A 26961-nucleotide genomic window follows, 5' to 3' on the forward strand; every position below is an offset into this window, starting at 1 on the left:
AGCGGCGGTTGTAATGATCGCGCGACCTGGATCACGCCACCTTGAAGCGGCTCACCAACTGCTGCTGGTGTTCCGCCAGGCGTGCCAGTTCCTGGCTGGTCACCGCCGTCTGCTGGGCCCCGGCACTGACCTGGATGACCAGGTCGTTGATCTCGTTGACGTTGCGGTTGATGTCCTCGGACACCGCGCTCTGCTCCTCGACGGCCGAGGCGATCTGCAGGGTACGGTCGCTGATGTTGGCCACGCCTTCGGTGATCCGCTCCAGCAGCTCGCCGGCTCGGCCGATGCGCTGGGCGCCTTCCTGGGCCTTGCCGAGGGTGTCGAGCATCGAGGCGTTGGCGCGGTCGGAGCCGGCCTGCAGGTTGCTGATCATCTGCTGGATGCTGCCGGTGGATTCCTGGGTGCGCTGGGCCAGGGTGCGCACCTCGGTGGCGACCACGGCGAAGCCACGACCGTGGTCACCGGCCCGGGCCGCCTCGATGGCTGCGTTGAGCGCCAGCAGGTTGGTCTGGTCGGCGATATCGCGGATCACGTCGAGCACCGAGGTGATGGCGTCGCTTTCCTGCTTGAGGTTGTCGATGATGTCCGCCGTCTGCTCGGCCTGGCCGGAGAGTTCGCGGATCAGCTGGATGGTGCCTTCGATTTCTTCGCGGCCCTGGGTGGTGCTGGCGTGGATCTGCTTCGACAGGTCCGCCGCGTCGCTGGTGCTGTGGGCGACATCGCGCACCGTGGCGCTCATTTCGTTGATCGCGGTGGCGACCGACTCGGTGCTCATGCGCTGTTGCTCGACGCTGCGGCTGGTCTGCAGGGTGACCGCCGAGGATTCTTCGGCCGCCGTGGCAACCTGGGTGGTGGCGCTGCCGATTTCCTCGATGACGCTGGTCATCCCCCGGGCCATGCGGTCGAGGTTGTCGGCGATCTGGCCGAATTCGTCCCGGCTGCGGTAGTGGGTGCGCACGGTGAGGTCGCGGTTGGACAGGCCGTTCAGGGTGGCATTGATATCGACCACGGCGTTGCCGATGGCGCGGATGATGATCCACGACAGCAAGGCCACCACCAGCAGCGCCAACAGCGCGCCGAGGACGGTCAGCCACAGCGCCTGGCTGGCGCGGTCCAGCGCTTCCTGGGCGAGGGCACCGACATTCTGTGCAAGGCTCTTCTCCACTTCGCTCATCTGGTCGATGCGCTGGGTCGAGGTTTCGAACCAGGCTTCCGGGGTGATCGCCAGGGACTGCCCCAGCGGAACCTCGAAGGCCATGCGTTGCAGCCGGCTGACATCGCTGGCGGCACTGGTGCGCAGGCGGGCGTCATATTGGTCGAGGAGGGTGGCCGGGACCTTGAGACGGAAGCCTTCGGAATAGGCGGAATACTCGCCGAGGTTGCGACTGAAGCGCGACAGCAGGTTGGCGTCGAAATGGTCCTGGCTGAAGACCAGGCCCAATAACACCCGCTCGCGGCCGGCACGTTCCTTGAGTTCGATGAATTGATTGAGTGCGCCCAGTGCGCGAATGACGCCGGGGTCGCTTACATGGCCTTCGAGTTCATGGGTAAAACCGATCAGGCGTTGAATGAGTGCGGTATAGCGCTCACCGGAAACTGTGCTGGTGATCGCCAGCTTGTCGACGTGCGCACGTAATTGCCCCAGTTCTTCCAGACTGCCCAGCAGTTTCTTCGTCTCGCTGTTCTGCAGGGCGGAAAGTGCCCTTACGCCTGTGTCGCTGTCCTGGCGCATCTGGCTTAGGCGATCGCCCATGCTCTTGCCCGAACTGCCGATGAACACGCCGCTGGCGCCGCGCTCACGCTGCAGGGTGGTGATCAGCTGGCTGAGGGTTTGTGCCGCAGAACTGGCGTCAACCGTGGCCTGCATGTCGCTGTGGGTCTTGAAGTTGCTGGAGATGAAGAGGGTGGAAAGTATAAGGAATCCACTTAAGGGTAATATCAGGATCAATAACAATTTATAGCGAAGTGGCAGGTTGGTGAGCATGTTTCTATTCCCGAAAAAGTTCTGCAAGGGTTGGCATACACGAGCGCGCTGATATTGTTGTTTGAGTGATAGCGCATAGCCATTATGGTACGGCCGTGCAGAAAGTGATGGAAGTCAGGAAGTAGGGATAATGTGATTGGGTTTGTATTAAGTGTTGTAAATGAATAAAACAGCTGATCCAGATCATTACTTTATCGCGGGCAAAAAAAATGCCCGCCTGGATGGGCGGGCATTGGTTCGCGCGGTGACTCAGCGCATCACGCGGCCTTGTTGGCGGCCTGCTGGCTCAGGGAACGGTTCAGCGCGCTGAACAGGGCCTTGAAGCTGGCGGTGGTAATGTTTTCATCGATGCCCACGCCGTGGACCGGACGGCCACCGGCAACGCGCAGTTCAATGTACGCCGCGGCCTTGGCATTGGTGCCGGCGCCGATGGCGTGCTCGTTGTAGTCCATGATCTCCACGGCAACCGGCAGGCCGGCGACCAGGGCTTCCAGGGCGCCATTGCCCTTGCCGCGCCAGTGCAGGGTGGTTTCGCCTTCGCCGGCGACTTCCACTTCCACGGCGCTGTGGCCGTTCTCTTCCTGCAGGCGGTGGCTGACCAGTGCGTACGGCGCGTTGGCTTGCAGGTATTCGCGGTGCAGCAGGTTGTAGATCTGCTGGGCGGTCATTTCCAGGCCGAGACGGTCGGTTTCACCCTGGACCACCTGGCTGAACTCGATTTGCATGCGACGCGGCAGGCTGATGCCGTATTCCTGTTCCAGCAGGTAGGTGATACCGCCCTTGCCGGACTGGCTGTTGACGCGGATCACCGCCTCGTAGCTGCGGCCGATGTCGGCCGGGTCGATCGGCAGGTACGGCACTTCCCACAGGGTGTCTTCTTTCTGCTGGGCGAAGCCCTTGCGGATGGCATCCTGGTGCGAGCCGGAGAACGCGGTGTGGACCAGGTCGCCGACATACGGGTGACGCGGGTGCACCGGCAACTGGTTGCACTCCTCGACGACCTTGCGCACGCCGTCGATATCGGAGAAGTCCAGCTCAGGGTCGATGCCCTGGGTGTAGAGGTTCAGGGCCAGGGTCACCAGATCGACGTTGCCGGTACGCTCGCCGTTGCCGAACAGGCAGCCTTCGGCGCGGTCGGCGCCGGCCATCAGGCCCAGCTCGGTGGCGGCGATGCCGGTGCCGCGGTCGTTGTGGCAGTGCAGGCTGATCAGCACGCTGTCACGACGGTTGACGTTGCGGCAGAACCACTCGATCTGGTCGGCGTAGACGTTCGGCGTCGAGACTTCGACGGTGGCCGGCAGGTTGAGGATGATCTTGTGTTCCGGGGTCGGGTTCCACACCTCGATCACTGCGTCACAGACTTCCTTGGCGAATTCCATTTCAGTGGCGCTGAAGGTTTCCGGCGAGTACTGGAAGGTCCACTGGGTTTCCGGCTGCTGGGCAGCGTACTTGACGAACAGCTTGGCCGCGTTCACCGCGATGTCCTTCACGCCTTGCTTGTCCTGGTTGAAGACGATGCGGCGGAACGACGGGCTGGTGGCGTTGTACAGGTGGACGATGGCCTTCTTCGCCCCGCGCAGGGATTCGAAGGTGCGCGAGATCAGGTCTTCGCGGGCCTGGGTCAGCACCTGGATGGTGGTGTCGTCAGGGATGTGGCCGTCTTCGATCAGGGTGCGGACGAAGTCGAAGTCGGTCTGCGAGGCGGACGGGAACGATGCTTCGATTTCCTTCACGCCCACGCTGACCAGGGTCTTCCAGAAGCGCAGTTTCTTTTCCGAGTCCATCGGCTCGATCAGCGACTGGTTGCCGTCGCGCAGGTCGGAGCTGCACCAGATCGGCGCCTGGGTGATGGTCTTCGACGGCCAGGTACGGTCAGGCAGGTCGATGGTCGGGAAGGCGCGGTATTTCTTCGAAGGGTCTTTGAGCATGGACATGAGAGCAATCCTTTAAATGCGGCCTGGAACGGGCCTGCCGAAAATAGAAATTCTGGAATGGGCGAGGCGACGCGATTCAGCTTGGTAGTCGTGCACTGACCAGGCAAAGGCTGCGGTGTTGGCGAAGGAGGATAAGCGTTTCAAAGGTTTTCATGCCTTCAACCCTACCCAGTGAGGTGAAAGATGGCAAGCACCTCGAAAAAATTGATAGAAATGTGCGAGATCTGACTTTTATCGGCATTTAATCGCGCTCCGCAACGAAAAAGACCGCGTCGGTTGCGCGGTCTTTTTGATTGGCGCAACCGCGCCGTCGGGCTTGTTGCTCAGGGCTGGAAGGCACCGATGAAAATCGCCGGGTCAACCCGCGCATCGTTGAGGCTGATGTTCCAGTGCATGTGCGGCCCGGTGGCCCGGCCGGTGGAGCCGACTTTGCCGACCACCGCACCACGGGTCAGCACCTGGCCCGATTTCACATCGATCTTCGACAGGTGGCAGAACATGCTGATGAAGCCCTGGCCGTGATCGACGAACACCGTGTTGCCATTGAAGAAGTAGTTGCCGGTGAGGATCACCTTGCCGTTGGCCGGGGTCTTGATCGGCGTGCCGGCGGGCACGGCGAAGTCCAGGCCCGAGTGCGGGTTGCGTTCTTCGCCATTGAAGAAGCGGCGCACGCCGAAACGGCTGGACAGCGGGCCGCTGACCGGCTTGTCGAGGATCAGGTTGCTCGGGGTGCCCGGGCTGAAGCTGCGGTAGGCCTTGATCTGCTCGGCCAGTTCGGCGTCGATGCGCTTGAGGTCGGCGGGGTTCGGGTTGACCTGGCGCTGGTTCTTCAGGGTGATGTGCTGTTCCTGGTACTTCTTGCTGCCAACGGTGAAGTTCAGGGTGCGGTTGCCCTGGATGAGGCTGGCGCTGCCGGGCTTCTGGGTCAGGGGGATACCGACGATGGCCAGCCAGTTGTTCTGTTCCTTCACTACCAGCACCGGCTTGCCATCGAAGCGGGCGGTCAGTGGCTGGGCCGAGGGGCCGAGGTCGACCACCGCGACGCCGCCGGGCACCGGCTTGTTCAACTGGCGGGTGATGTAGCTGGCCTGGGCGCTGCTGGCGAAGGCCAGGCACAGCAGGAAAAATGCAGAAAGCAGTCGTGGCATGGGTTCAGTCCAGAAGGGAAAGCGTGACCGGAGTCTGGTGGTTGTCCTCGACCCGCACCAGCAGTTCGCCTTCGCCGAGGCGGGCTTTCAGGCGCTGGCCGTTCTGCGTTTGCGCGGCGCTGCGAATCGCCTGGCCGCGCTCGTCGAGGAGGATGCTGTAGCCGCGGCCGAGGGTCGCCAGCGGGCTGACCACTTCGAGCATCTGCACCTGGGCCTGGAGTTGCTGGCGGCGGTCCTTGAGGGTTTCGCGCATGGCCCGGGGCAGGCGTTCGGAAAGGTTGTCCAGGCGCTGCTTGAGCAGGGCCAGGGCGCGTCCCGGATGCTGCGCGGCGAGGCGGGTGTCGAGACGGGCCAGGCGCTCGCGGCGCTGATCGAGGTGACGCTCGAAGGCACGGCGCAGGCGCATGTCCAGGTCATCAAGGCGTTGGGCCTGCTGGCGCAGCCGCTCGCCCGGATGACGCAGGCGTCGGCTCAGGCCATCGAGGCGCAGGCGGTCGTGCATCAGGCGGTTCTGCATGCGCAGCAGCAGGCGCCGTTGCAGGCTTTCCAGGCGGCGTTGCAGATCGCTGCTGTCCGGCGCCAGCAGTTCGGCTGCGGCGGACGGGGTCGGGGCGCGGACGTCGGCGACGAAGTCACTGATCGACACATCGGTTTCATGGCCCACGGCGCTGACGATCGGCGTCACGCAGGCGGCGATGGCGCGGGCCACGGCCTCTTCGTTGAAGCACCAGAGGTCTTCCAGCGAGCCGCCGCCGCGGGCCAGGATCAGCGCGTCGAAGCCCTGGGCATCGGCCTTCTGGATGGCGCGGACGATCTGCCCGATGGCTTCGCGGCCCTGCACGGCGGTGGGCAGCAGGTTCAGTTCGACCTGTGGGGCGCGACGGCGGAACACGCTGATGATGTCGCGGATCACGGCGCCGGTGGGCGAACTGATGATGCCGATGCGCTGCGGGTGGGCGGGCAACGGGCGCTTGCGTTCGGCGGCGAACAGGCCCTCGGCGCTGAGCTTTTCCTTCAGCGCCTCGAAGGCCAGGCGCAGGGCGCCATCACCGGCGGGCTCGACGGTGTCGAGGATCAGCTGGTAGTCGCCGCGTCCTTCGAACAGCGAGACCTTGCCGCGTACCTTGACCGCCAGGCCGTCACGCAGGGCCTGGCGGACCCGCGCGGCGTTGTTGCGGAACAGCGCACAGCGCACCTGGGCACCGCTGTCCTTCAGGGTGAAATAGACATGGCCGGAAGCCGGGCGGGCGAGGTTGGATATCTCGCCCTCGACCCAGATGCTGCTGAAAACATCTTCCAGCAGCACGCGGGCGCGGCCGTTGAGTTGGCTGACGGTGAGCACTTCACGGTCGAGGCCGAGGCGTTCGAAAGGGTCTCTGATCATGGGGTGGGACTATAAAGGATCGTGGGGGGCATGTCTGTCGGGCTGTGTGTCGGGGCTGGTTGTCTGAGCGCTGAATGGCTATTTACCTATTTTCGGGATGATGATGGCCGCAAGTCGCTTGTCGAGAGACTGCATGATGGCCACCAGGCGCAAGCCGACAGATCTTCAGCGTTCTCCAGATCGAGCGCCGCCCGCGCGGCGCATCGCTGGCAAGCCAGCTCCCACATTTGTTGCAACGTGCCATGGCCTGTGTGATCTCCGTTGCCTGCCTTGGGTGTTCGGCGAACTATCGCGAGGAGGCTTTTCGACTTGGCGCGATACGGCGTCGTACAAACAAAGCGGTCAACCATGGCCTTACAGACATAGGTACGTTGCAACAAATGTGGGAGCTGGCTTGCCAGCGATGCGCCGCGCGGGCGGCGCTCGATCTCAAGGGCGCTAGAGAAGTCATGACAAACACCTGTCAGCCCTAATCCGATAGACCGACGAACCCTCTCAAGTCACAAGATGTGTAGATACCCATATCCATCGCGGGCGGCATCAATCCTCCTGCATATGGCTGAGGAATTGCCTGACCAGCAAACCGGCATCCCGGCGGTAGGCAATGGCGACCGTACTGACACAGCCCGGGTCGGCTAGCTCGATGAAGCGCAGCGTCGACGGCGCAATGTCCTGCATGCAGCGCGGCAGCAGGGCCACACCAAATCCGGCCTGGATCAACTGCAACTGGGTAGTCTTGCGCGACACCACCCGTGCTGGCCGAGGAAAGAAGCCGGCAGCCATGCACAACTCCGCCGACAGATAACTCAGGCCACCACGCTGACGATGCGGAATGGAGATGAACGGCTCCCCGGCCAACTCCGTCAGCCGAACATTCTCACGGCCTGCCAGTTCATGCTCCTCGGCCACCGCCAGCAGCAGCGGCTCCTCGAACAGCGGTTCGACACACAACCCTTCATGCTGGCGCAGCACCGGCAACCTCAGCAGCCCGATATCCAGGCGCCCGTCGGCCAGCTCCTCAAGCTGGCCTTCCGAGGAAAGCTGGGCTATTTCCATGGAGATCCCGGCATTCTCGTGCAGGTAACCGCTGACCCGCTGCAACAGGGCGCCGGTCAGCGGCACCGTGCTGGAATGGCTCAGGCGCAGGCTGCCGCGCAGGCCCTGGCCGACGGCGCGGGCCAGGTCACTGGCCTTGTCCAGATCCAGCAACAGGTTGCGCGCCCGCGGCAGGAAGGCCGCGCCGGCAGCGGTGAGACGGGGGAGGCGGGCAGTGCGTTCGAACAGCGCGGTGTCGAGTTGCTGTTCCAGTTCGCGGATCTGTCGGCTCAACGCCGACTGGGCGATATACAGGCGCTCGGCCGCAGCACTGAAGCTGCCGCTCTCGGCGATTTCAACGAAGTAGCGCAATTGGCGGGTGGAGATCATGAGCTATGCCGTTTCGAGATGGCTGATGGCGATATTGCATATTAGTCGGCATGGCTGCCCGCTGGTTAAGGTGCGCTGAAAACATATTCAAGGTGTTGCCCGGATGCTCGCTGACCTGTTTGCCCAACTGCCGTTTTCCCTGCTCGACTGGCTGCCGATCCTGTTAGGCGTGGCCGCTGCCTATGTGGTGTTCGGCATCGCCGGCTTCGGCACCGCCCTGGTGGCCGGGCCGATCCTGATCAACTTCATGCCGCTGTCGCGGATCATCCCGTTGCTGGTGCTGCTGGATTTCGTCGCTGCCTTCGGCAACTGGCTGCCGGCGCGCAAGGCGGTGAACAAGGGCGAATTGCTGCGCCTGCTGCCGTTCATGGCCCTGGGCTGCACCCTGGGCGTGGTGTTCCTGCTCAACCTGCATGCCGATGTACTGATGTTGCTGATGGGCCTGTTCATCAGCGCCTACGCGCTCTATAGCCTGGCGGTGAAGGTCAAACCGGCCAACCTGGCGGCGGGCTGGTCGGTGCCGGCGGGGACGGTGGGCGGGCTGTTCGGTGCATTGTTCGGCAGCGGCGGCTTTCTCTACGCGCTGTACCTCAATGCCCGGCTGGACTCGACCGAGCAGGCGCGGGCGACCCAGAGCGCGCTGATCAGTTGCAGCACCGTGGTGCGCCTGAGCCTGTTCCTGATCGCCGGGGTGTATGCCGACCTGCCGCTGTTGCTGCTGGCGGCGTGCCTGCTGCCGATGATGTGCCTCGGCCTATGGGTGGGCCGACGCCTGACCCTGAACATGTCCCGCGAGGCCTTCGTGCGCCTGGTGACCTGGCTGGTGCTGGCCAGTGGCGTGGCACTGATCGGTCGCTGGCTGAGTCAGGTAAACTGGTGACTTTGAACCGACCCGACCGCTGTCATGATCACCCAGAGCATCATCGTTCCGAAAATGTCCTCCATTCCCGTGCACGAAGCCCGTGCACGGGCCATCCTGCGCTGGCTGGTGCGCGAGAAGATCGTCGAGGAAGCCCTGAGCACCTGCGGCGGCACCGGCAACCGCATGGGCCATGCCATCGCCGAGGGCGCGCGCAAGGTGGTCGAACGGCCCGAGCTGCTGCCGTTCGGCAAGCGCATCAACGGCCTGGAGATCATCACCAAGCGCTGCATCTATACGCCGTCGCAGGATTTCCTCGAGGAAGCCGGCTGTCCGGAGTGCCGCCGGGAGATCGGCGAGGCGCTGTTCGAAAGCCTGGAAGAGTGGATGCCGGCGCAGACCGACAACTTCACCTGCCCCGAATGCGGCCATGAAGACGACATCAACGGCTTCCTTTTCCTCCAGCCGTGTGCCTTTTCCAACCTGGGCTTCATCTTCAATGGGTGGGCCGATGCCGGTTTCAAACCTGCCTTCCTCGACGCCTTCGCCGACTGGCTGGACCAGCCCGTGGCGGTAGTGCGCGGGACGCTTGGCGGCAACTGACCGAAGGCCCATCTTTGCATTGAGCGAAACGGCGCGCATGAGTATAATGGCGCGCTTCCATTTTTCCCGCCCGGGAGCCCCCGCGATGCTGCGTATCAGCCAAGAAGCCCTGACCTTCGACGACATTCTCCTTGTACCTGGCTATTCCGAGGTACTGCCCAACGAAGTCAGTCTCAAGACCCGTTTGACCCGTGGCATCGAGCTGAACATTCCGTTGGTCTCCGCCGCCATGGATACCGTGACCGAAGCCCGCCTGGCCATTGCCATGGCGCAGGAAGGCGGCATCGGCATCATCCACAAGAACATGACCATCGAGCAGCAGGCCGGCGAAGTCCGCAAGGTCAAGAAGTTCGAGGCCGGCGTGGTCAAGGACCCGATCACCATCGATGCCGACGCCACCGTGCGTGACCTCTTCGAGCTGACCCGCCTGAACAACATCTCCGGCGTACCGGTGCTGTACAACGGCGACCTGGTCGGCATCGTTACCTCCCGCGACGTGCGTTTCGAAACCCGCCTGGACGTCGCCGTGCGTGACGTGATGACTCCGAAAGAGCGCCTGGTCACCGTCCGCGAAGGTGCGAACAAGAACGAAGTCCGCGAGCTGCTGCACAAGCACCGCCTGGAAAAAGTCCTGATCGTCGATGCCGAGTTCAACCTCAAGGGCATGATGACCGTCAAGGACATCGAGAAGGCCAAGGCCTACCCGCTGGCCAGCAAGGACGACCAGGGTCGCCTGCGCGTCGGCGCTGCGGTCGGCACCGGCAAGGACACCGGCGAGCGCGTAGCCGCCCTGGTTGCCGCCGGCGTTGACGTGGTCGTCGTGGACACCGCTCACGGCCACTCCAAAGGCGTGATCGATCGCGTTCGCTGGGTCAAGGAAACCTACCCGCAAGTGCAGGTGATCGGCGGCAATATCGCCACCGGCGCTGCGGCCAAGGCCCTGGCTGAAGCCGGCGCCGACGCGGTCAAGGTCGGTATCGGCCCTGGCTCGATCTGCACCACCCGTATCGTTGCCGGTGTCGGCGTGCCGCAGATCAGCGCCATCGCCAACGTCGCCGCAGCCCTTGAAGGCACCGGCGTTCCGCTGATCGCCGACGGTGGCATCCGCTTCTCCGGTGACCTGTCCAAGGCCATCGTTGCCGGCGCCTCGTGCGTGATGATGGGTTCGATGTTCGCCGGTACCGAAGAAGCCCCGGGTGAAGTCGAACTGTTCCAGGGCCGTTCCTACAAGGCCTACCGCGGCATGGGTTCGCTGGGTGCAATGGCCCAGGCCCAGGGTTCCTCGGACCGTTACTTCCAGGACTCCTCGGCCGGCGCCGAGAAGCTGGTACCGGAAGGCATCGAAGGCCGCGTTCCTTACAAGGGTGCACTGGCCGCGATCATCCACCAGTTGATGGGCGGCCTGCGCTCCTCGATGGGCTACACCGGCAGCGCCACCATCGAAGAGATGCGCACCAAGCCAGAGTTCGTGCGCATCACCGGTGCCGGCATGGCCGAGTCCCACGTGCATGACGTACAGATCACCAAGGAAGCGCCAAACTACCGCGTAGGTTGATGCTCCTGGCAACACCGTTCAGCGGGGCTGTTATCGAACAGCCCCGCGTCGTTTCCGATTACCACTGACGAGATTGAGTCATGGCCCTCGACATTCACGCTCACCGCATCCTGATTCTCGACTTCGGTTCCCAGTACACCCAGCTGATCGCCCGCCGCGTGCGCGAAATCGGCGTGTACTGCGAGCTGCACCCGTTCGACATGGACGATGAAGCGATTCGTGCCTTCAACCCGCGCGGGATCATCCTCGCCGGCGGTCCTGAGTCGGTCCACGAAGCCAACAGCCCGCGTGCACCGCAGGCCGTGTTCGACCTGAACGTACCGGTCCTGGGCATCTGCTACGGCATGCAGACCATGGCCGAGCAGATGGGCGGCAAGGTCGAAGGTTCCGAGCTGCGCGAATTCGGCTACGCCCGTGTCGACGTGGTCGGCAAGAGCCGCCTGCTGGATGGCATCGAAGACCACGTCGATGACGACGGCGTCCTCGGCCTGGACGTGTGGATGAGCCACGGTGACAAGGTCACCCGCATGCCGGAAGACTTCCACGTGCTGGCCAGCACCCCGAGCTGCCCGATCGCCGGCATGTTCGACGATGCCCGCGGCTACTACGGCGTGCAGTTCCACCCGGAAGTGACCCACACCAAGCAGGGCGGTCGCATCCTGTCCCGCTTCATCCTCGACATCTGCGGCTGCGAAGCCCTGTGGACCGCCTCGAACATCGTCGAGGACGCGATTGCCCAGGTGCGCGAGCAGGTGGGTTCGGCCAACGTCCTGCTGGGCCTGTCCGGCGGCGTCGACTCCTCGGTGGTTGCCGCGCTGCTGCACCGCGCCATCGGCGACCAGCTGACCTGCGTCTTCGTCGACAACGGCCTGCTGCGCCTGCACGAAGGTGACCAGGTCATGGCCATGTTCAAGGAGAACATGGGCGTCAAGGTCATCCGTGCCGACGCCGAAGCGCAGTTCCTCGGCAACCTGGAAGGCGAAGCCGACCCGGAGAAGAAGCGCAAGATCATCGGTCGCACCTTCATCGACATCTTCGATGCTGAAGCCAGCAAGCTGGAAAACATCCAGTTCCTTGCCCAGGGCACCATCTACCCGGACGTCATCGAGTCGGCTGGCGCGAAGAGCGGCAAGGCTCACGTGATCAAGTCGCACCACAACGTCGGTGGCCTGCCTGAGGAAATGAACCTCAAGCTGGTCGAGCCGCTGCGCGAATTGTTCAAGGACGAAGTACGCAAGATCGGTCTCGAGCTGGGCCTGCCGTACGACATGGTCTACCGTCACCCGTTCCCGGGCCCGGGCCTGGGCGTGCGCATCCTCGGCGAAGTGAAGAAGGAATACGCCGACCTGCTGCGTCGTGCCGACCACATCTTCATCGAAGAACTGCGCAAGGCCGACTGGTACCACAAGACCAGCCAGGCCTTCGTGGTGTTCCAGCCGGTCAAATCGGTGGGCGTGGTCGGTGATGGCCGTCGCTACGCCTGGGTCGTCGCCCTGCGCGCCGTCGAGACCGTGGACTTCATGACCGCACGCTGGGCGCACCTGCCGTACGAGCTGCTGGAGACCGTCAGTGGGCGGATTATCAACGAGATCGAGGGGATTTCGCGGGTGACCTACGATGTGTCGAGCAAGCCGCCGGCGACGATCGAGTGGGAGTGAGGGTAGCCCACCTCCGCTGCTGAAGACCGAAAGCCCGCCTTATGGCGGGCTTTCGTTTGGCTAATCAACGATATCCTGAGCAGGGGATGTGCTGGTTGCTTCAGTTTTTACTTTTTTCGTCGTATCAGTGCCTATAAAGATGTTGTTGTCCTCCTCAGTCTCGATGTCTGTTTTATCGGGAGGCGGTACGAACCGTCTGGTTTTTCTGGGTTTGTAGACTTCTTCGGTTTCTTTTTTTTCTTTCTTACGTTTTTTTTTCAGTTGCGCCTGTAACCTTTTCATCAGCATTTTTTCATGGATGGCACAGGTGATAAGGTCATTGGAATCCTCGCTCACCGGTACCCTTTTTGCGGGTTCTCCGCACTCTATACAGCTCAGTGCATCGACTTTATGTACCACCTCTTTTCTGCCGTAGAGCCTGTCGTTTGGGCAGCCCAAGATGTTTCGGGTACTAGCGAGCAATGTGTACATTTTTTCGTCTAGTTGGGAGCTTAATGTTGCGGGTACAAATGCTTGAGCGTCGTTGTTGCTGAGTAGATGTTTTTCGATGTTGGTATTTATCAGTATTTTTTGATTCTTGAATAATGAAAATCCTATATCTCCCCATTTTGCAGCGGCACGACCTACATGAAGCCGTTTGTATTTGAGGAAATCGTCGTCGAAATGATGCTGCGTCATGAATATCCACGGGTTCTTTTCTTCGACGGACTCCAGAAGCGCATCCCCTGGATGGTCATAGCTATGCCCGGCACCCATGATGACCCAATAAAGTGCGTTTTCAAGTGCGTTGGTATTCGCGTTGGTGTGGTCCTTTGTCGAACCGTGATGGTCGAGCTTGACGATAGTTGCAGTCAACGGCCCGACTTGAGAGTCGCCGCCGGTATAGTAAGTCGTAGAGGTTCGATTCTCGCTGTCGCTGAGTATCCATTGCAAACTTGAACCGTTGTTTTCATCGCAAGCGGTAGGGGAGCGTTGAGTCGTTAAACTCATGAGTTCGAGCTGCATGCCCCCTGTGAACTCCAAGGTCTCAGGCGCTTTGAAGTGTATTTTTACATCGCTCTTTGAGGCTCTTTTGCGGAGATCATTACAGAGGCCGAATACTCTGCTTCCTTTTTCCCACTGGTTTGGAGGCGCGGGGGTTTTCGTGTTGACTATCGTGGCGTCGGCGGGCGACATCACGATGAAACTCTTAAGGCTGCTGTGATGTTCGCTAAGAGTACCTATTGCCTGGAACAGCCCGTAATAGTGGTCAAGGTCGAAGTGACTCACGATGAACGCGAGTGGCTTCAAACCCTGTTGTATCAGGAGATTCAGCAGTGAGGTCAATCGCTTTCCGGTGTTGCCCTTGCCGCCGTCGATCACCACGAATTGAGTGGCGGTGTAGAGCACCGTGCAATCGCCTCCTGTCCCACAGTCAAGATGGATGATATTGATCAGTGGCTTTTCAACATCCATGACAGTGGATTTTTCTCCCAGCGGTGCGGAAAGCTGGGGGCTGGATGAATCGCTGGCTGGCTGCATGGTTTCAGTCCGTTGTGGTTTGCCGATTGTCGCTCAATGATCGGTTCATGACAGGGCGCTGCCCAACAGCGCTGTTCGAGTCGCTTCATCCATCACGCCGGTATCGGCAAGCTGTCGGGATTGCTGGAACAGACGAATGGCCATTTCCGTTTTCTCTCCCAGTTCATTGTCTTCCTCGCCGCAGTTGTAGCCGAGGTTGTTCAATCGCGCCTGCCAGCCTGATACGGTATCGATCGGGTTGACATAGCCAATATTGAATACATGAGTCTCGGCATCCGGGCCCGGATGCAACACGATGGTGGCCTGGGTCACACTGGGAGGGACCGACTGGCTGACAAATCCCTGGTCGTCTGTGGTACTCGATATTTCATTCAGCGGATTGCCCTGTCTCGTTGCCAGACTGAGCAGATAGGGCACTCCGGCTTTCGGGGTTTCATCACTGTTCAAGAAACGAATGTGCAACGATTCGGGCACACCCTTGCGCTCTATGGTCAGTTGCTTGCCCGTTTCGACGGTTACCGTTTTCTGACGTTTTTCCGGGATCACGACCTTGTCGTTTTCCAGAAGCACGTACATGTTGTCGTGCCGACGCTCTTTCAGCGTGGCATTCGCTGAGTGATTCCACAGCGTTGCAGGGAAAAAGCCATAGTACTCGGCGATCTTTCCGATGCATTCACCTTGCGTGATCACATGGGTCTGCTCGCCGGCCACTGCAGCTTCAGGTGCGGTTCGCCAGGTCGCGGGCGTGGTGGAGTTGGCCTGGGCCAGGTCAAGGGTGGTTTTCACTTGCCAAGCCTCCTCATCCAGGTCGGGTAGGCTCAACCCATAGGTGCCTGGCGACAGCCCTTTGAAACCATGGATTCCGTCGGGGCTGGTCTTGCCGGTGAGTACCTGGCCGTCATCCCGGGTCATCACCAGGGTGATGCCATCGAGTCCTTCTCCATCCTCACCAACGACCTGCACTTCTATGACCTTGGTCGGCTCTTGCTCCGGTGCCGGACAGCTGCTGGTGGTTGCACCTACCGGCTGCGTATCGCTTTGCTCCTGGGCCGCGCTTTCCGCCTGGGCCAGTGGGGAATCAGTCGTCAAGGAGGAACTCCTCAGCGCTTGAGAGCGCATGGCTGAAACGATGGTCCGATGGGTTATCCACCAGCCTTTCGTCGGTATCCAGACGTTTGGGTGGAGTGTTGGTATAGCTGTAGAGCCCTGAGAAATCCGTGGCTTCCTGTGGCTTGAGCGCCATCGACACATCGTTGGGTATCAGGCCAAGGGCCCGACGTTGCGCCAGATTGCGTTGTTCGACGCGCTGTCGGTGCAGGCAGCTTTTCATCAGTCGATCCAGACGTTCCCCCGGTAGGGCCAGAACGGTATCGGTGAGGATGTCGCGCATCCATGATCGTTCCGGATCGCTGTCGAATGCCCAGCCGTAGGTCGCCGCCAGGTTGATGAAGCGGCAGACCTGTTGTCGGCTGGTCAACTGGTAGCTGGCTGCACGGTCGACCAGTTCGCTGATCTGGTCGCGTAGTTCATCCCGGGTCAATAACCAGGCCTGTGCAGGGAAGTGGGTGTAGAGGTGGCTCAGCATGTTCTCTATAAACCGTGCACGGGGCATCTGGGCCAGGGCCTGGAGCTGCGTGTCCCGGATCAGCAGCATCTCAACCGGGCTCCTGTTCGCTTGGAAAACGGCTGATGACCAGGAGCGCCTTGTCATCACTCTCGGCGTTCCCACGATAGTAATTGCGGTAGCCGGGAACGGTACTGGTCGGGGGCAGGGCGCGGTAGCCAAGCTTGGCGAGTACACGCGATGAGCTGGCGTTCGACCGTTCCACGCTACCGAACAGATGCTGGATGTCGAGGTCATGTGCCAGTTGGTGCAGGAGCGTCATGGCTTGAAGTCCATAACCCTGATTCTGATGATCCTGACCGATCCAGTAATAGAAACGCGCGCTACGACCACTTCCGGCGACCGGGGCTTGTGCTCGGTACTCCAACGCGGCGACACCGATCAAGCCCAACCCTGGGTGCAGGATCCCCAGCACATGACTGTGTGCGGATTGATGTCGCTGCAGCCAATCCCTGGCCTGTGCCACGCTTTGCAGGCGTTCTACGCCTGCCAGCCGGCACAGTTCCGGGTTGCGTTGCAGGCGATAAAGGGCGCGTGCCTGGTGAGGGCCGAGCAGGCTGGCGTACACGGCTTGCGAGTCAGCGGAGAAGGTGGCGGGCAGTTGCAGGGTCTGGGCGCCCAGCAGGCGTTGACAGCGGGCTTGCCATGCCGAGAGCTCAGCCAGTTGTCGACGGACATCGAAATTTTCCTGGTAATCCTCCGGCTCGTCATCGCTCGTCATTTCCAGGGCTTTTAGCAGACAGCGTTCGGCCTGGCTGTGGTTCGCCAGTTGCCAGTGGGCAATACCCAGGTTGAACCAGATGGCACTCGGATCGTGGCCCTCCCTCGGTGTCGCCTCCAGGCAGACGAGTGACTGGTTGAACCAGTCGATGCTGGCTGTCCAGCGATTGAGCTCGGGCGCCAGGCAAGCCAGATCGAAGGCCAGATCGTAATCTTCGCCAATCGGCAGATGAAAGCGCCAGACTTCAACCAGCACCTGGTACCACTCCTGTTGTGCCTCGCCCGACAGGCGGGACATGACGGCTTTCACACCGGGGAGCAGCAGATAGAAAAGCCTGGTGTCCCAGTGACCAAGGCGCAAGTACGCCAGCATCTGTTCCGGACTCAGGGAGAGCTCGTCGCTCTCCAGTGTCTGTTTGATCCGGTAGAAATCGTTGGGGTCGAAGACTTCCAGCGTGTGACGCGCCGCCAACCCCGTTTCGCGCCAGGTGCCGGCAGGAGAGGCGTGCCAAAAGGCGGCGAGGATGCTCAGGCCATTCGCGGCTTGATTGCTCCAGCATGTGCCGCTCTGGCTCTGAACGATGTCAGCCAGGACCGGATAATTGACGGGCAGGGTGAAACTGCCGTGGCAGGCGAATTCAGGCGTCTGCTGCCAACCGATCTCCTGGAGCGTCTGACTGCCCCGGTCCGCGCTGAGCAGCAGCAGGTTATCCTGCTGCAAGCGGCTCAGTCGCTCCAGCACATTCAAGGCCCTGGCAGGAAAGAGCAGGGCGCAAGGCGGCAGACGCCGGGCATAGTCCTCGATCAAGCGATTCCAGGCCTGATTGGAATACCCGGGCTCGGTGATCCTGCGTTTCTGATAATCGGGCGTCATCCCGGCGAAAGGTTGGTCGGGATCATTTTCAGCGCCCGGCTCGACCTTCATCCAGCCTTCGTACAGACGCTCCTTGTCCAGAAAGAACAAGTCCTGACGAATGCTACCGAATACATAATTGGCAATAACCACCGGCGGCAGTTTCAGGCTGCCCGCCGTCAGGGTAATGCCCTGATTCTGCAACACCACCTCGCTGTCGCTTTCCACATCGTACAAGGCAAAGTCCAGACGCCCCTCCTGAACGAACGGATCAAGCCTGCCCAGCAGCCGCTCGCGCCAGTGCTCCAGGGTCCTGGCACTGAAATCGGTCATCACATAGCAGACCCGATCATCCGGCCCGCGAATCGCATCGAATGCCTCGAAGAACTGCAGGAGGAAGTGATACGCGAAACGCCCGCAGCCGCTGCCCAGTTCGATGATGTACAGCGGCTGGTCGCCGGTCAGGCCCTGGGCCTTGAGGTCGCGCCAGAAGCCCAGGACGATCTGCGCATAGGCATTGGCCATCACCGGGTGGCTGGTCACATAGTGCGGCACCTGCGCCTCGGCCCAGGCATCCAGCCCTTTTTCGCTGTAGTACTGGCGCTGCAGATCCCAGAGCGGGGATCTGGCGAAGGCGAGATAGTCCGCCATCTGTGAGGTAAGGCCGGTGTCAGACATCGATGAGCGTCCTGCTGCGACAGTGACCAAGAGCGGATCAGTCTAACCAGAACGTGTCCTTGGGCAAGCGAAATATGGCCATTTGATATGCCTGGCTGGATTGCTAAGTTCACTGACCAAATTGTGACTACACGTACATTTTGTAGTGATACGTTTGCCTGGCGATCACGTACGGAAACATTCCACAGACCCCCTCAGACACTGAAAGGAATCACCATGTCGCAAAGTCCGCAATTCGGCTGTGCCTGCTGTACCCCCAACATGCTGCCGCGCTTCGAGCACGCTGCCGACGCCTGGAAGGCCCTGCTCGCCGAGGCCGGGACACTGGCCCCCCATGGCGGTCAGCAAGCGGTGATTTTCTTCGGCGGCACTATCTATCCTGATCCCGAGCGGCCGGGGCAGCAGGTCGAGGCCATCGGTATCGCTCAGGGTGAGGTCAAGGCGAGTGGCGCGCTGGACGATGTGCGCAAGGCGATGCAGCCATACAAACCGGTAGATCACCCGCTGAAGCCGGAAGAAACCTTGCTGCCCGGCTTGATCGATGCCCATGCGCACCTGATGTCCACCGCGCTGATCACCGGATGGACCGATCTGTCGCCCATTCAGGACCAGAGCCTGAACAGGGAGTACAGCATCGCTTACGTCAAGGCCGGGATCGTGAAGGCCGCCGAGGCGGTGAAAGGCAAGCCCGAAAAGGAGCAATGGGTGACCGGCTTCGGTGTCGATCCTTCGTTGATGACGGAGTGGCAGGACATCGACGCGACCATCCTTGATGGCCTCTACCCTGAATTGCCCGAGCTGAAGATCTTCCTGCTCAATGCGTCCGGTCATATCAGCTATGCGAACACCAAGGCCCTGGAGCTGGCCGGTCTCGACAAGGATTACAAGGATGGCGTCCTTACCGAAACCCAATCGGCCTTGATGATCCCAAAGCTGCCTAAACCGGGACCGTTCCAGTTTTTCCGCAACCTGCTGCAGGTCTTCAGTGACGCGAACAAGCGGGGAATCACCACGGTGTTCGATGCGAGCGTCGGATTGGTCGGCAAGGAATATGAAATCGGCCTGATGCGGCTGCTGGCCAAGACCCATGTCTTGACGCTGCGGGTAGGCGGAGCCTTGTATGGCAGCGACGCCGACGATCTGAAGACTTGGCTGAAGTCCTACAGTCCCGAGCTGGACAGCAAGGGCAACGAGCTGTTCACGCTGCGCGCAATGAAACTCATCGCCGACGGCTCGAACCAGGGTCTGACCGGGCTGCAGAGCGCGCCCTACAAATGCTGTCACGAACACCAGGTCCCGGGCGTGGGCGCCTATGGCCTGTTCAACTACAACCCGGTACGCGAGCTGGCCAATGTCATGGCTGATGTCTCTGCCAAGGGCTGGCCGATCCTGACCCACGCCAACGGCGACGAAGCGATCGACAACGTGCTTTCCGCCTACCAGCTGGCCCTGTCCAATCCGCCGACCGACAAGGTCCCGCTGCCGGAGCCGCCTTTCAACAGCGTGCCGGCCTGGGCCGGGCAGCGCCACCGTATCGAACACTGCTCGCTGTTGCACGACAACGCCATTGCGCTGATGAAGCGTATGGCAATTTCGCCGAGCTTCCTGATCGGTCATGTCGGCTACTGGGGCCGGGCATTCCAGCACACCATCCTCGGCAAGGACCGGGCGAACATGCTCGACCGCTGCGCCTCGGCGTTGAAAGGTGGCCTGCGCATCAGCCTGCACAGCGACCGTTTCGTCACCCCGTTCGGTCCGCTGCGCTACATGGAGCAGGCGATTGGCCGGGTGATGGAAGCCGTGGTGGATGAGCCGGATGAGGACAAGCGGATTCTCAACAAGCACGAGCGTCTTGACGTGCACCAGGCCCTGCGTGCCGTGACCATCGATTCGGCCTGGCAATGCCATCTCGACCATCAGGTCGGTTCGCTGCTGCCGGGCAAGCAGGCCGACCTAGTCATCCTGGCCAAGGACCCGTTGCAATGGACCGCTCCCGATGCCGCCGGCATGCGCGGGATCGAGGTGAAGCAGACCTGGGTGAGTGGGCGCAAGGTGTATGAGAGCTGATTGGTAACCAGACCGCTGAGAGGGTCTCTGTAGGAGCTGGCTTGCCTGCGATGGACCGCAGAGCGGTCCCAAAACCATCCCGCACGAGCTCCGTGCCATGTCCGGTTTCATATTCGGCGCGTAGGGTAGATCGTGTTAATCCAGAAGGTCGGGTGTGGCAGGTTTTGGGACCGCTCTGCGGTCCTTCGCAGGCAAGCCAGCTCCTACAGGGTTTGGGGGCGGACGCAGGAAAGAGGCTCAACCAAACACCGGATCCCCCCGCAACCGCTCCACCGCCATATCCACGAACGCCCGCACCTTCGCCGGCGCCTGCCGCCCCTCCGGATACACCAGGTGAATGGGCAACGGCGGTTCCTCGAAATCCTCCAGCACCACCTGCAACTCTCCCTCCTGCAACGCCGGCCCGATCTGGTAATGCAGCACCCGGGTCAAACCCCAGCCCGAACGCGCCGCATCGATTACCGCCTGGTTGGTATTGCACATCAACACCGGGTCGATACTGATCCGCTGTCCTCCGGCAAAGCGCCATTCCGGCGAAGCCCAGGAACTGTTGGAGGCGACGATGCGGTGGTCCTTCAAGTCGACGGGGGTTTGCGGTGTACCACGTTTCTCCAGGTAGCCCGGCGCGGCACAGATCACATGCCGTACCGCCCCGACCCGCACCGCAGTGAACCCCGAATCCGGCAGATGCCCGATGCGCACGGCCACATCGAGACCTTCCTCGACGATATTCACCTGGCGGTCGATGAACAGCGTGCGCGCGTGCATGCCCGGGTAGGCGTCGAGGTATTCGGTGATGATCGGCAGCACATGCAACTGCCCGAAAAGGATTGGCGCGGTGATCGCGAGGGTGCCGGACGGCTCGCGGTAATGCCCGGCCGCTGCCGCCTCGGCTTCGGCGATATCGCCAAGGATGCGCCGGCAATCGGCCAGATAGCGCGCCCCGGCCTCGGTGGTCTTGACCGAGCGGGTGGTGCGCACCAGCAGGCGTGCACCCACCAAGTCTTCCAGCGCGGCGATGATCCGCGTCACCGCCGGCGCGCTCATATGCACCGCCCGGGCGGTCTTGGCGAAGCTCTCGGTTTCCGCCACCTTGACGAACACCCGCATTGCCAGCCAACGATCCATTGCGCTGTGTTTCCTTCGGTTCAGTCGCGTGTCTTGAGTGTCTCCGGTGAGGCCCGGGACACCGTCGGGGTGCCCGGGATTATGTGCCATTTCCTGCTCCAGTGTCAGAAACCGAAGTGGCTCAGGCCCGGATGATCGTCCGGACGACGGCCCAGCGGCCAATGGAAGCGGCGCTCTTCTTCACGGATCGGCTGTTCGTTGATGCTCGCGTGGCGGGCGCGCATCAGGCCGTCCTCGGCGAATTCCCAGTTCTCGTTGCCATAGGCACGGAACCACTGGCCGCTGTCGTCGCGGTATTCATAGGCATAGCGCACGGCGATGCGGTTGCCGGTGAAGGCCCAGAGTTCCTTGATCAGGCGGTACTCCAGTTCGCGGTTCCATTTGCGGGTGAGGAAGGCCTCGGCGTCGGCGCGGTTGTTGACGAACTCGACTCGATTGCGCCAGCGGGTATCCAGGGTGTAGGCCAGGGCGACCTTGGCGGCATCGCGGCTGTTCCAGCCATCCTCGGCCAGGCGGACTTTCTCGATGGCGCTCTGTTCGGTGAACGGGGGCAGTGGTGGACGGGACATGGCAGATCTCCTGGGTCACAGTGAAAGTTGAATCGGGTCCTGGCCGGCGGGGACCGCGCAGCAGATCAGGACTTCGTCGTCGCCAACCCTGGCGGCGGGTTCCTTGAGGTAGCTGACCGCACCCTTGAGCAGGCGGGTCTTGCAGGTGCCGCAATGGCCTTCACGGCAGCTGAATTCGGGGTCCAGACCGCGGGCCTCGGCCAGCTCCAGCAAGGTGCCGGAGCCGGGTTCCCAGCGGGCCTCTTTCAATGAATCGATGAAGGTCACCGGTATCGACGTGGTGGCGGGCGGCGGGCCGGCCGGTGCGCTTGGCTGCTCACCACCGGAACGCTTCAGCGATGCCGGCCCGAAGGCTTCGGCATGGATCCTCTCGTCCGCCACGCCATAACTGCGCAACCCGTCGTAAAGCCCCTGGCTGAAAGACGGCGAACCGCACAGGTAGAACTCGTAATCACCGAACGGCAGGTGACGACCCAGCAGCGGCATGTCGATCCGGCCTGCCGCGTCGTAATCGGTGCTTTCCTCGGCATCGCGGGTGTCGCTGAGTACCCGCACAACCTTGATACCCAACTCGCCCAGTTCGCGGTCGAAGGCCCGCTCCTGTTTCGAACGCACAGCGTAGAACAGCGTGACCGGCCGCATCCGCTGGATACGCCGGCCCTCGAAGGCCAGGTGTCGGGCCATCGCCAGCATCGGGGTAATGCCGACACCGCCGGCCAGCAGGACCACCGGGCGACTGCTTGTAGCATCAAGGGTGAAGTCACCTGCCGGTGCACGGGCTTCCAGCGTGTCGCCCTCGCGCAGGTTTTCATGCAGCCAGGTGGACACCAACCCATCGCGCTTCACGCTGATGCGGTAATACCCATCGGAGGGTGCGGTGGACAGGGTGTAGGTGCGGATCAACGGCTTGTCCGCGCCTGCAATCCTCACGCGGATCGGCAAGTGCTGTCCGGCCAGATGAGGCAGCACGCCCGCGCCATCCTCCGGTTCCAGATGGAAGGAGTGGATGGCCGCGCTCTCGCGCACCACCCGTGCCACCTTGAAGCGCCGCCATTGCGTAGCCAGTTCGGCAGCGCGCAGGCGTTCCCCGGCCTGCTGCCAGTCGCCGGTCATCAGCGCGCTTTCTGCCTCGCCGTCCTGCTGGAACGCCCAGCGCAAGGCGAGCCCGCCGGGCCGGCGCACGATGCGCCGGGCACGGAAGGTCCACAGCCGCTCGGCACCCTGGAAGGCGGCAATTTCCGGCGAATCGAAAACCACATCGGCATCGCCGGTCATCTGCAGCACGTCGCCGCTTTGGTAGTCGACGAACAGCAGCCCGGCCTTGCCGTTGAGATGGATATTGCCCAGGGTCGAGAAGAACAGGTTGCCGTTGAAATCCGGGATGGTCAGCAGACCGTCTTCGCCCACGCGGACGAAGCCCGGCTTGCCGCCACGATGGGACACATCGACTTGCCGGCGCTCCTCGCGGTCGACGTAGGTGGCGACGTAGAACGCGTCGGCACCTACGATCAGGTTCCGGGCTGACGCATCTAGTTGCTCGAGCTCCTCAAGCTGCCCGGAGACAGCAACCTGCGGATCCCGGGCAAAGGAAAAGTCGCGCAACTGGATATAGCGCGGGCAGTTGCCAAAGCTCTGGTCCACCTCGACGCGAAAACCCTTGTCGAGCGGCGAGAGTACGCCGTTCATGCGGTTGCGCCGCCGGGTATGCAGTTCGATCCCGAGCAGCCCGACCGGCGCACCCTCGAACATCCCGCGAGCGGCCGGATCCACAGGGTCCGGACGCGCTGCAATATCGAGGGTGGTGGCCGAGGGCGATTGCATGAAGCCGGGTTGGCCTTCAAGGAACGTCGCCCAGGCATCGCCTTCGGCATCCACGCTGCCCAGCGCCATGAACGGCAACTGGGCGTAGAACTCACGATGCTGGTCGGGCATGAAATCCCGGACCACGCGCTGGCCGACACCTTCCATGCGTTCGGCGACGCCGACTTTCTCCTGGATGAATTTCTCGCCTTCATGCCAGGTGGAGAGTTTGCTCAGGTGTGCGGCCATGTTCGTGGCTCCCGCGGAATGCTTCAGTGGATATCAGGCCCTCAGGCCGGCGCGGCTCTGGGTGAAGGGCACGAAGCCCTGCAGCGCTTCGAAGCGGCGCAGGAAGGCGTTGACGGCGGGGTAGTCGGACAGGTCGACATTGCCTTCCGGCGCCTGGGCCACGTAGCTGTAGATCGCCACGTCGGCCAGGGTCGGATGGTCGGCGGCGAGCCATTGGCGATCGGCCAGGTGCTGTTCCAGATGCCCGAGCATGACGTGGGCACGGGCAATCACTTCCTCGGCGTTGAAGCGGGCGTTGAACACGGTGATCAGGCGAGCGGCGCAGGCGCCGTAGGCCAGTTCACCGGCAGCTACCGACAACCAGCGCTGCACTCGCGCAGCACCGAGGGCATCTTCCGGCAGCCAATCGGTGCGGCCCGCTTTCTTGGCGAGGTAGACGAGGATCGCGTTGGAGTCGGCGATCACGGTCTCGCCATCTTCCAGGACCGGGATCTGCCCGAAGGGGTTCAGGGCAAGGAAAGCTGGCGATTTGTGCGCCCCGGCGGCCAGGTCCACTTCGACCAGCTCATGGGGCACGCCCAGCAGCGAAGCGAACAGCACGGCGCGATGGGCATGGCCCGAGAGGGGGTGGTGATGAATCTTCATGGTCCGGCTCCTGACTGTAGTGAGCGGGGCGGGGTGAGTCCCGATCCGTGTGCACAGTGTGGAACTGGATGGATTTCGGCGGAATACGCTTTCTGGGCAGTTCTTTATTGCTTCAGGTGGAATAATCGATGGACGAGCTCGTCATTCTTTTGTAATGACCAGGCAATGTAAGGGAACCCTGTGGGAGCGGGTTCACCGGATCGCCGCGATTACGATGTTGGATTCACCACCGCAATCGCTGGCAAGCCAGCTCCCACAGGGTTCACTGCCAGCCATCAATCTTGGGCACGACACGGTCACTGTGGGAGCTGGCTTGCCAGCGATTACGGTGGTGGGCTCACTACCCTATCGCGGGTGAACCCGCTCCCACAGGGTACGCGTCGCTCGCTGGCTCTCACGCATATGACAGGAGCCGTTGCTCAGCTCCCCAATGAAGTGGGATGATTCGCAATTGCAATCACTTCCCACCCCGAGCCCACCCGTGCCTCCCAGACTTCTCCTCGCCGAAGACGACCTCAACCTGCGCCAGGACCTCCAGCAGCATTTCCAGCGCCGCGGCTTCAGCGTGCACGCCTGCGAGAACGGCAGCGAGGCGCAGGCGGTGCTGGCGCAGGACACCTTCGACCTGATCCTCCTGGACATCATGCTCCCGGGCATCGACGGCCTGACCCTGCTCGACCAGTTGCGCCGCGAGCAGACGGTGCCGGTGATGCTGATGTCCGCCCTCGGCGCCGAACAGGACCGCATCAGCGGCTTTACCCGCGGCGCCGACGATTACCTGCCCAAGCCCTTCAGCCTGGCCGAGCTGGATGCCCGGGTCGATGCCTTGCTGCGCCGCGTGGCGCTGGACCAGCGGCGCATCGACAAGCCCACGACCACCCTCGACGACGACGGCCAGGACGTGCTGCACCAAGGCCGCCATGCCGGCCTGACCGGCTCTGAATACCGCCTGCTGGCGACCCTGCGTGCCCATCCCGGCGAGGCGCTGAGCAAGGCCTTCCTCTACCAGACCGTGCTGCACCGCGCCTACACCCGCCTCGACCGTGGCCTCGACGTGCACGTGTGCAACCTGCGGCGCAAACTGGCGGCCATCGGTGCGCTGCATCTGCAGATCCAGTCGGTGCGCAGCCAGGGCTATATCCTGGTGGAATCGGAGCCGTCCTGATGCGCCGTCATCCCTTGCTGTGGAAGCTGGCGCTGCTGCTGGTCGGCTTCTGCCTGCTGCTGACCTGGCTGATCTGGACCTGGGGCCTGTCGGTGGAGCGCAGCACCTACTTCCTCAGTCCGGCGGATCAGGACTACCTGGCCCATTACGCCGGGGAAGCCGAACAGGCCTGGCGCGAAGGCGGGGCAGAGGGCGCCGAGGCCTACCGGCAGAAACTGGCGAGCGAGGAGGACACCTGGGTGGCGCTGGTCGGGCCCTGGCTGCAAAGCCTCGGCACCACGCCGTTCAGCGCCGAGGAGGCCAGCCACCTGACCTTCATGCGCAAGCTCGACTGGCCCATGAGCAAGCGCCTGCAGGATGAACTGCCCTACGTCAGCATCGAGTTCCCCGAGCATCCCGAGAGCGGGCGCCTGGTCATACAGTTGCCGGAACGCCTGCTACCCACCGGCCTGACCCCCTGGACCCACGTGGTCACCCATGGTGTGGCACCCGCCATTCTCGCCTTGCTCCTCGGCTTGCTGCTGTACCGCCATCTGGTAGTGCCGCTCAACCGCCTGCGCGACCGCGCTGATGCCCTGCGGGCCGATGATCTGGACAGTCCCGGATTGCCGCTGCAAAACCGCCGCGACGAACTTGGCGAACTGGCCCAGGCTTTCGAACATATGGCCGGACGCCTGCGCCGCAGCCTGGAACAACAGCGCCTGTTGCTGCGCACCTTGTCCCACGAGTTGCGCACCCCGCTGGCACGCCTGCGTATCGCCCATGACAGTGGCCTGCCGCCCGAGCAGTTACGCCAGCGCCTGGACCGGGAAGTGGACGATATGCAGCGCCTTCTGGAAGACACCCTCGACCTGGCCTGGATGGACACGGAAAAGCCGCAACTGCCCAGCGCACCGGTGCAGATGCTCTCGGTCTGGGAAGCCTTGTGCGAGGACTGCTGCTTCGAGAGCGGCTGGGAACGTTCCCGCCTGCCCAGCGACCTGAGCACCGATTGCTGGATCCACGGCCATCTGGACAGCGTGGCCCAGGCCCTGGAAAACCTGCTGCGCAACGCCATCCGCCATTCGCCACCTGGCGCAACGGTGACCTTCAGCGGACAGCGCGAAGGCGAGTTCTGGCATTTCCAGCTGTGCGACCAGGGACCGGGCGTGCCCGATGAAGATCTGCAAAGGATCTTCGAACCCTACCAGCGCCTGGCCGGTAGCGGCGCCGGTTTCGGCCTGGGCCTGGCCATCGCCCGCCGCGCCATCGAACTGCAAGGCGGCCAGCTCTGGGCCAGCAACGGCCAACCTGGGCTGATCCTGCACCTGCGACTGCCCGTCGACGAGGAATGTTTAGAAAGTTAATGAGCTTTACTCTCAATTAGCAGTCATTATCATTCGTGATCTCTTG

Annotated in this window: 20 protein-coding genes; 7 read left to right on the forward strand and 13 right to left on the reverse strand. The window is 62.3% G+C overall.

The genetic code is table 11. From position 1 onward, the window contains the following. Positions 1-31 precede the first annotated feature (31 nt). The 5 genes from PSEMO_RS34505 to PSEMO_RS31065 all read right to left on the reverse strand — a co-directional run bounded on the left by PSEMO_RS34505 (position 32) and on the right by PSEMO_RS31065 (position 7875). Positions 32-1984: a methyl-accepting chemotaxis protein gene (locus tag PSEMO_RS34505; protein ID WP_075806678.1), complete on the reverse strand. Its 1953-nt coding sequence runs from the start codon at positions 1982-1984 to the stop codon at positions 32-34. A gap of 257 nt (positions 1985-2241) precedes the next feature. After that, entirely contained in the window at positions 2242-3918 is a 1677-nt protein-coding gene (gene leuA / locus PSEMO_RS31050) for a 2-isopropylmalate synthase (RefSeq protein WP_075806679.1), read from the reverse strand. A 323-nt stretch (positions 3919-4241) separates the two neighbouring features. Beyond that, a complete protein-coding gene (locus PSEMO_RS31055) occupies positions 4242-5066 on the reverse strand; it encodes a peptidoglycan DD-metalloendopeptidase family protein (protein ID WP_075806680.1) in 825 nt (274 codons plus the stop codon). A gap of 4 nt (positions 5067-5070) precedes the next feature. Beyond that, positions 5071-6450: an exodeoxyribonuclease VII large subunit gene (gene xseA, locus PSEMO_RS31060; RefSeq protein ID WP_075806681.1), complete on the reverse strand. Its 1380-nt coding sequence runs from the start codon at positions 6448-6450 to the stop codon at positions 5071-5073. Positions 6451-6990: 540 nt separating this feature from the next. Then, a complete protein-coding gene (locus tag PSEMO_RS31065) occupies positions 6991-7875 on the reverse strand; it encodes a LysR family transcriptional regulator (protein ID WP_075806682.1) in 885 nt (294 codons plus the stop codon). A 115-nt stretch (positions 7876-7990) separates the two neighbouring features. Here PSEMO_RS31065 and PSEMO_RS31070 point away from each other — a divergent pair, with 115 nt between their 5' ends. The 4 genes from PSEMO_RS31070 (at position 7991) to guaA (ending at position 12550) form a co-directional block, all read left to right on the forward strand. Continuing rightward, complete coding sequence (locus PSEMO_RS31070; RefSeq protein WP_075806724.1) at positions 7991-8755, forward strand: sulfite exporter TauE/SafE family protein; 765 nt, start codon at positions 7991-7993, stop codon at positions 8753-8755. A 24-nt stretch (positions 8756-8779) separates the two neighbouring features. Further along, complete coding sequence (locus PSEMO_RS31075; protein WP_075806683.1) at positions 8780-9337, forward strand: sugar ABC transporter ATPase; 558 nt, start codon at positions 8780-8782, stop codon at positions 9335-9337. A gap of 85 nt (positions 9338-9422) precedes the next feature. Next, the gene (gene guaB / locus PSEMO_RS31080) at positions 9423-10892 is read left to right on the forward strand and encodes an IMP dehydrogenase (RefSeq protein ID WP_075806684.1); all 1470 of its coding nucleotides are present in this window, start codon (positions 9423-9425) and stop codon (positions 10890-10892) included. Positions 10893-10972: 80 nt separating this feature from the next. Next, positions 10973-12550, forward strand: a complete 1578-nt coding sequence (gene guaA, locus PSEMO_RS31085) for a glutamine-hydrolyzing GMP synthase (protein WP_075806685.1) — start codon at positions 10973-10975, stop codon at positions 12548-12550. Between the two features lie 60 nt (positions 12551-12610). Here guaA and PSEMO_RS31090 read toward each other — a convergent pair whose 3' ends face one another. Genes PSEMO_RS31090 through PSEMO_RS31105 form a run of 4 tightly spaced genes read right to left on the reverse strand, consistent with a single transcriptional unit; the run spans position 12611 to position 17946 of the window. Then, positions 12611-14071 carry a hypothetical protein gene (locus tag PSEMO_RS31090; protein ID WP_144443657.1) on the reverse strand — a complete coding sequence of 487 codons (1461 nt, stop codon included), beginning with the start codon at positions 14069-14071 and terminating at the stop codon, positions 12611-12613. Between the two features lie 45 nt (positions 14072-14116). Further along, the gene (locus PSEMO_RS31095) at positions 14117-15160 is read right to left on the reverse strand and encodes a peptidoglycan-binding domain-containing protein (protein WP_075806687.1); all 1044 of its coding nucleotides are present in this window, start codon (positions 15158-15160) and stop codon (positions 14117-14119) included. Next, entirely contained in the window at positions 15150-15725 is a 576-nt protein-coding gene (locus PSEMO_RS33655) for a hypothetical protein (RefSeq protein WP_075806688.1), read from the reverse strand. Before PSEMO_RS33655 ends, PSEMO_RS31095 begins: the two co-directional genes overlap by 11 nt. Position 15726: 1 nt before the next feature. Further along, the gene (locus PSEMO_RS31105; RefSeq protein WP_075806689.1) at positions 15727-17946 is read right to left on the reverse strand and encodes a GNAT family N-acetyltransferase; all 2220 of its coding nucleotides are present in this window, start codon (positions 17944-17946) and stop codon (positions 15727-15729) included. A gap of 216 nt (positions 17947-18162) precedes the next feature. Between PSEMO_RS31105 and PSEMO_RS31110 the strand changes: the two genes are divergently transcribed. Beyond that, positions 18163-20013 (forward strand): amidohydrolase, encoded by a 1851-nt coding sequence (locus PSEMO_RS31110; protein ID WP_075806690.1) that lies wholly within the window; start codon positions 18163-18165, stop codon positions 20011-20013. 237 nt (positions 20014-20250) lie between these two features. On the opposite strand, the gene PSEMO_RS31115 is transcribed toward PSEMO_RS31110, so the two are convergent. The 4 genes from PSEMO_RS31115 to PSEMO_RS31130 form a co-directional block, all read right to left on the reverse strand. Continuing rightward, on the reverse strand, positions 20251-21141 hold the full coding sequence (locus PSEMO_RS31115) for a LysR family transcriptional regulator (RefSeq protein WP_075806691.1): 891 nt from the start codon (positions 21139-21141) through the stop codon (positions 20251-20253). A gap of 104 nt (positions 21142-21245) precedes the next feature. After that, on the reverse strand, positions 21246-21710 hold the full coding sequence (locus PSEMO_RS31120; RefSeq protein WP_075806692.1) for a nuclear transport factor 2 family protein: 465 nt from the start codon (positions 21708-21710) through the stop codon (positions 21246-21248). A 15-nt stretch (positions 21711-21725) separates the two neighbouring features. Beyond that, the gene (locus tag PSEMO_RS31125) at positions 21726-23759 is read right to left on the reverse strand and encodes a 2Fe-2S iron-sulfur cluster-binding protein (protein ID WP_075806693.1); all 2034 of its coding nucleotides are present in this window, start codon (positions 23757-23759) and stop codon (positions 21726-21728) included. A gap of 33 nt (positions 23760-23792) precedes the next feature. Then, positions 23793-24404, reverse strand: a complete 612-nt coding sequence (locus PSEMO_RS31130; RefSeq protein WP_075806694.1) for a glutathione S-transferase family protein — start codon at positions 24402-24404, stop codon at positions 23793-23795. 481 nt (positions 24405-24885) lie between these two features. Here PSEMO_RS31130 and PSEMO_RS31135 point away from each other — a divergent pair, with 481 nt between their 5' ends. Continuing rightward, a complete protein-coding gene (locus PSEMO_RS31135) occupies positions 24886-25569 on the forward strand; it encodes a response regulator transcription factor (RefSeq protein WP_075806725.1) in 684 nt (227 codons plus the stop codon). Then, positions 25569-26915, forward strand: coding sequence for a HAMP domain-containing sensor histidine kinase (locus PSEMO_RS31140; RefSeq protein ID WP_075806695.1), 1347 nt, complete (start codon positions 25569-25571; stop codon positions 26913-26915). The genes PSEMO_RS31135 and PSEMO_RS31140 overlap by 1 nt, the downstream gene beginning before the upstream one ends. Positions 26916-26961: the final 46 nt, after the last annotated feature.

It is taken from the genome of Pseudomonas putida (assembly GCF_001941965.1).
GTDB lineage: Bacteria > Pseudomonadota > Gammaproteobacteria > Pseudomonadales > Pseudomonadaceae > Aquipseudomonas > Aquipseudomonas putida_L.